This window comes from Eggerthella hominis, from assembly GCF_014287365.1.
Lineage (GTDB): Bacteria > Actinomycetota > Coriobacteriia > Coriobacteriales > Eggerthellaceae > Eggerthella > Eggerthella guodeyinii.
The window spans coordinates 1-5,218 of the sequence record NZ_JACOOA010000015.1 but is presented as its reverse complement, the minus strand read 5'-3'; the positions used below and the strand labels follow the sequence as shown (position 1 = coordinate 5,218).

The following is a 5,218-nucleotide window of genomic DNA, read 5'->3' as shown; positions in this document are numbered from 1 at the left end:
CCGCAGAACCTTGAAAACCGGATACTGAGTAGCGAAAGAAGAACAAGCCAAGCAAACGATTCTTGCGAACGGAAACCCGGCCCGAGCGCGCATCCCCGAGACGGGGGGCGGGCGAGGGCCGAAACCAAGATCGGACTCAGCGGGAAGCGATTCCCGCCTCTTAAACGGAGAGTTTGATCCTGGCTCAGGATGAACGCTGGCGGCGTGCCTAACACATGCAAGTCGAACGACGAAACCGCCCTCGGGCGGACATGAAGTGGCGAACGGGTGAGTAACACGTGACCAACCTGCCCCTTGCTCCGGGACAACCTTGGGAAACCGAGGCTAATACCGGATACTCCTCGCCCCCCTCCTGGGGGGCCCGGGAAAGCCCAGACGGCAAGGGATGGGGTCGCGGCCCATTAGGTAGACGGCGGGGTAACGGCCCACCGTGCCTGCGATGGGTAGCCGGGTTGAGAGACCGACCGGCCACATTGGGACTGAGATACGGCCCAGACTCCTACGGGAGGCAGCAGTGGGGAATTTTGCGCAATGGGGGAAACCCTGACGCAGCAACGCCGCGTGCGGGACGACGGCCTTCGGGTTGTAAACCGCTTTCAGCAGGGAAGAACAACGACGGTACCTGCAGAAGAAGCTCCGGCTAACTACGTGCCAGCAGCCGCGGTAATACGTAGGGAGCGAGCGTTATCCGGATTCATTGGGCGTAAAGAGCGCGTAGGCGGCCTTTCAAGCGGGATCTCTAATCCGAGGGCTCAACCCCCGGCCGGATCCCGAACTGGGAGGCTCGAGTTCGGTAGAGGCAGGCGGAATTCCCGGTGTAGCGGTGGAATGCGCAGATATCGGGAAGAACACCGATGGCGAAGGCAGCCTGCTGGGCCGAAACTGACGCTGAGGCGCGAAAGCTAGGGGAGCGAACAGGATTAGATACCCTGGTAGTCCTAGCCGTAAACGATGGATACTAGGTGTGGGGGGCAACGCCCTCCGTGCCGCAGCCAACGCATTAAGTATCCCGCCTGGGGAGTACGGCCGCAAGGCTAAAACTCAAAGGAATTGACGGGGGCCCGCACAAGCAGCGGAGCATGTGGCTTAATTCGAAGCAACGCGAAGAACCTTACCAGGGCTTGACATGCTGGTGAAGCCGGGGAAACCCGGTGGCCGAGAGGAGCCAGCGCAGGTGGTGCATGGCTGTCGTCAGCTCGTGTCGTGAGATGTTGGGTTAAGTCCCGCAACGAGCGCAACCCCTATCGCATGTTGCCAGCATTCAGTTGGGGACTCATGCGAGACTGCCGGCGTCAAGCCGGAGGAAGGTGGGGACGACGTCAAGTCATCATGCCCTTTATGCCCTGGGCTGCACACGTGCTACAATGGCCGGTACAACGGGCTGCGAACTCGCGAGAGTGAGCGAATCCCTCAAAGCCGGCCCCAGTTCGGATCGGAGGCTGCAACCCGCCTCCGTGAAGTCGGAGTTGCTAGTAATCGCGGATCAGCATGCCGCGGTGAATACGTTCCCGGGCCTTGTACACACCGCCCGTCACACCACCCGAGTCGTCTGCACCCGAAGCCGCCGGCCGAACCCGCAAGGGGCGGAGGCGTCGAAGGTGTGGAGGGTAAGGGGGGTGAAGTCGTAACAAGGTAGCCGTACCGGAAGGTGCGGCTGGATCACCTCCTTTCTAGGGAGACACTCATCGTGTCCGACGGGGTCGAGCGCAAGCGCTCCCCCGCCTGGAAGACAAAACAATTCTTATTTGGGTCCCGTCGCGAGGATCCGCCTGGCTCTTCGCCCGCTCGCTCAGCATCCGGCTTCCGGGGCTCTGCCCCCGAGGGGGCCTCGACGGGCCTCCGCGCACCTTGACAGTTGCATAGCGTTTAGTGACAAATGATCTTTTTCCCCGGCGGCCCTCGGGCGGCCGGGACGAAGCATCATTCACGATCGCAAGAGTATCGAGTATTCGATACCCGAAACCTGAGTTAAAGAGAAGAAGATATTAAGGGCGCACGGCGGATGCCTTGGCACAGGAAGTCGATGAAGGACGCGGCAAGCTGCGATAAGCTTCGGGGAGGCGCAAACGGCCATCGATCCGAAGATCTCCGAATGGGGGAACCCGGCCAGGGTCATGCCTGGCCATCCCCGCCTGAATCAAATAGGGCGGGAGAAGGCAACCCGGGGAACTGAAACATCTAAGTACCCGGAGGAAGAGAAATCAACCGAGATTCCGGCAGTAGCGGCGAGCGAAACCGGACCAGCCCAAACCCATGCACGTGTAAGCGTAAGGGCGTTGCTGCATGAGGGGTTGTGGGACCACACACTCCATGGGCCTTATACCATGGACGGAGTTACAAAGCTGCGCGGAAGCGGAACGGCCTGGGAAGGCCGGCCGGAGCGGGTGAGAGCCCCGTACGCGAATCCCCGCAGCCTCCGAGTGAGGCACCCGAGTAGCGCCGGGCACGTGAAACCCGGTGCGAAGCAGGGGGGACCACCCTCCAAGGCTGAACACTCTCCTGTGACCGATAGCGAACCAGTACCGTGAGGGAAAGGTGAAAAGCACCCCGAGAGGGGAGTGAAACAGTACCTGAAACCGTGCGCCTACAAGCAGTCGGAGCCCCCGAGCGGGGTGACGGCGTGCCTTTTGTAGAATGAGCCAGCGAGTTGCGGTATGCGGCGAGGTTAAGCTTTTAAGCGAGCCGCAGTGAAAGCGAGCCTTTAAGATGGCGTTTTAGTCGCATGCTGCAGACGCGAAGCCGGGTGAGCTATCCATGGGCAGGCTGAAGCGGGGGTAAGACCCCGTGGAGGGCCGAACCCACTTCGGTTGAAAACGGAGGGGATGACCCGTGGATAGGGGTGAAAGGCCAATCAAACCCGGAGATATCTCGTTCTCCCCGAAATAGCTTTAGGGCTAGCCTCGGCCGTTCTCCGACGGCGGTAGAGCACTGGATCGTCGAGGGGGCTTCACCGCCTACCGACACGAACCAAACTCCGAATGCCGTCGGATCAGAGGCCGGGAGTCAGAACATGTGGGCTAAGCTGTGTGTTCGAAAGGGAAACAGCCCAGACCGCCTGCTAAGGTCCCCAAGTTTATGCTGAGTGGCAAAGGATGTGCGTTTGCCTAGACAACCAGGATGTTGGCTTAGAAGCAGCCATGCATTTAAAGAGTGCGTAACAGCTCACTGGTCAAGTGGACATGCGCCGACAATTCACGGGGCTAAGCATAACACCGAAGCAGCGGACTAATTCATATTAGTGGTAGGGGAGCTTTCCCCGCAGCGGAGAAGCCGAGAGGGCGACCCTCGGTGGAGCGCGGGGAAGTGAGAATGCTGGCATGAGTAACGAGAGCGGCGCGAGAAACGCCGCCGCCGTAAGCCTAAGGGTTCCTGGGCAAGGCTAATCCTCCCAGGGTCAGTCGGGAGCTAAGGCGAGGCCGAGAGGCGTAGCCGATGCACAACAGGCGGACATTCCTGTACCGCCGATGGACCGTTATCACCGACGGGGTGACGGAGAAGGGTAGCCGAGCGGGGTTCTGGACGTCCCCGTGAAAGCGCGTAGGGAGTCTCGCATGGAAATCAGCGGGGCATGTATCCTGAGACGCGAGACGAAAGCTTATGCTGAAGTCGGCGAGCCCATGCTTCCGAGAAAAACCTCTAGGAAGGGACATCGGCGCCCGTACCAAAACCGACACAGGTGGGCAGGTAGAGCATACCGAGGCGATCGGGAGAACCATGGTTAAGGAACTCGGCATACTGACTCCGTAACTTCGGGAGAAGGAGTGCCCCTGGCGGTGACGGGACTTGCTCCCCGAGCGGCCGGGGGTCGCAGCGAAACGGCCCAAGCGACTGTTTATCAAAAACACAGGACTCTGCTAAGTGGCAACACGACGTATAGGGTCTGACGCCTGCCCGGTGCTGGAAGGTTACGCGGATGGGTCAGCCTCACGGCGAAGCTCTGAAGCCAAGCCCCAGTAAACGGCGGCCGTAACTATAACGGTCCTAAGGTAGCGAAATTCCTTGTCGGGTAAGTTCCGACCTGCACGAATGGCGTAACGATTTGGGCGCTGTCTCAACCATGGACCCGGTGAAATTGTATTATTCGTGAAGATGCGAATTACCTGCGGAAGGACGGAAAGACCCCGTGAACCTTTACTGCAGCTTGACATTGATCGTTGGCTCGGCGCGTAGAGGATAGGCAGGAGGCTTCGAAGCCCGGGCGCCAGCTCGGGTGGAGCCGGCCTTGGAATACTGCCCTCGTCGCGTTGGCGATCTAACCCCCGGCCGTGATCCGGCGGGGGGACCGTGTCAGGCGGGTAGTTTGACTGGGGCGGTCGCCTCCTAAAATGTAACGGAGGCGCGCAAAGGTCCGCTCAGAACGGTTGGCAATCGTTCGCAGAGCGCAAGAGTACAAGCGGGCTTGACTGCGAGGCCCACAAGCCGAGCAGAGACGAAAGTCGGTTCTAGTGATCCGGCGGCACAGAGTGGAATGGCCGTCGCTCAACGGATAAAAGGTACTCCGGGGATAACAGGCTGATCTTGCCCAAGAGTCCACATCGACGGCAAGGTTTGGCACCTCGATGTCGGCTCATCGCATCCTGGGGCTGAAGTCGGTCCCAAGGGTATGGCTGTTCGCCATTTAAAGCGGTACGCGAGCTGGGTTCAGAACGTCGTGAGACAGTTCGGTCCCTATCCTCCGCAGGCGCAAGAGGATTGAGGAGGTCTGCCCCTAGTACGAGAGGACCGGGGTGGACGGACCTCTGGTGCAGCAGTTGTCGACCAACGGCACGGCTGCCTAGCTACGTCCGGCACGGATAACCGCTGAAAGCATCTAAGTGGGAAGCCGTCTCCAAGATGAGTCCTCTTTCCGGTAAGGGCCCTCGCAGACCACGAGGTCGATAGGCCGCAGCTGCAAGGCGCGCGAGCGCTTCAGGCGAGCGGTACTAATAGCCCGAGCTCTTCTTCACAAACACATTCTCGGTTTCGCGACCGTGAAGTCACGAGCGCTGTGCAACCGCCAGGGTGGCGCGGAGGGTCCGCGGCCGCCGGGCGGGGCCATATGAGGCCCGCGCGGGAACGCCCTGCGCGAGCGCGACCATGGAGGCAGGGATCACCCGGTCCCATTCCGAACCCGGCAGTTAAGCCTGCCATCGCCGAAAGTACTGCGGGGTCAGCCCGTGGGAGGACAGGACGTCGCGCTCGCCCAGGGCGTTTCCGTTTCCGCCGAGAGGCCCGAGGG

General features: G+C 60.7%; 3 rRNA genes. All 3 read left to right on the top strand.

The features are described from left to right. Nucleotides 1–161: 161 nt before the first annotated feature. The 3 genes from H8S61_RS17165 (at nt 162) to rrf (ending at nt 5,181) form a co-directional block, all read left to right on the top strand. A 16S ribosomal RNA gene (locus H8S61_RS17165) occupies nt 162–1,670 on the top strand. Nucleotides 1,671–1,975: 305 nt separating this feature from the next. After that, a 23S ribosomal RNA gene (locus H8S61_RS17160) occupies nt 1,976–4,946 on the top strand. 120 nt (nt 4,947–5,066) lie between these two features. Then, nucleotides 5,067–5,181: ribosomal RNA gene (gene rrf / locus H8S61_RS17155) — 5S ribosomal RNA — on the top strand. Together the 16S, 23S and 5S rRNA genes form the textbook arrangement of a ribosomal RNA operon. Nucleotides 5,182–5,218: the final 37 nt, after the last annotated feature.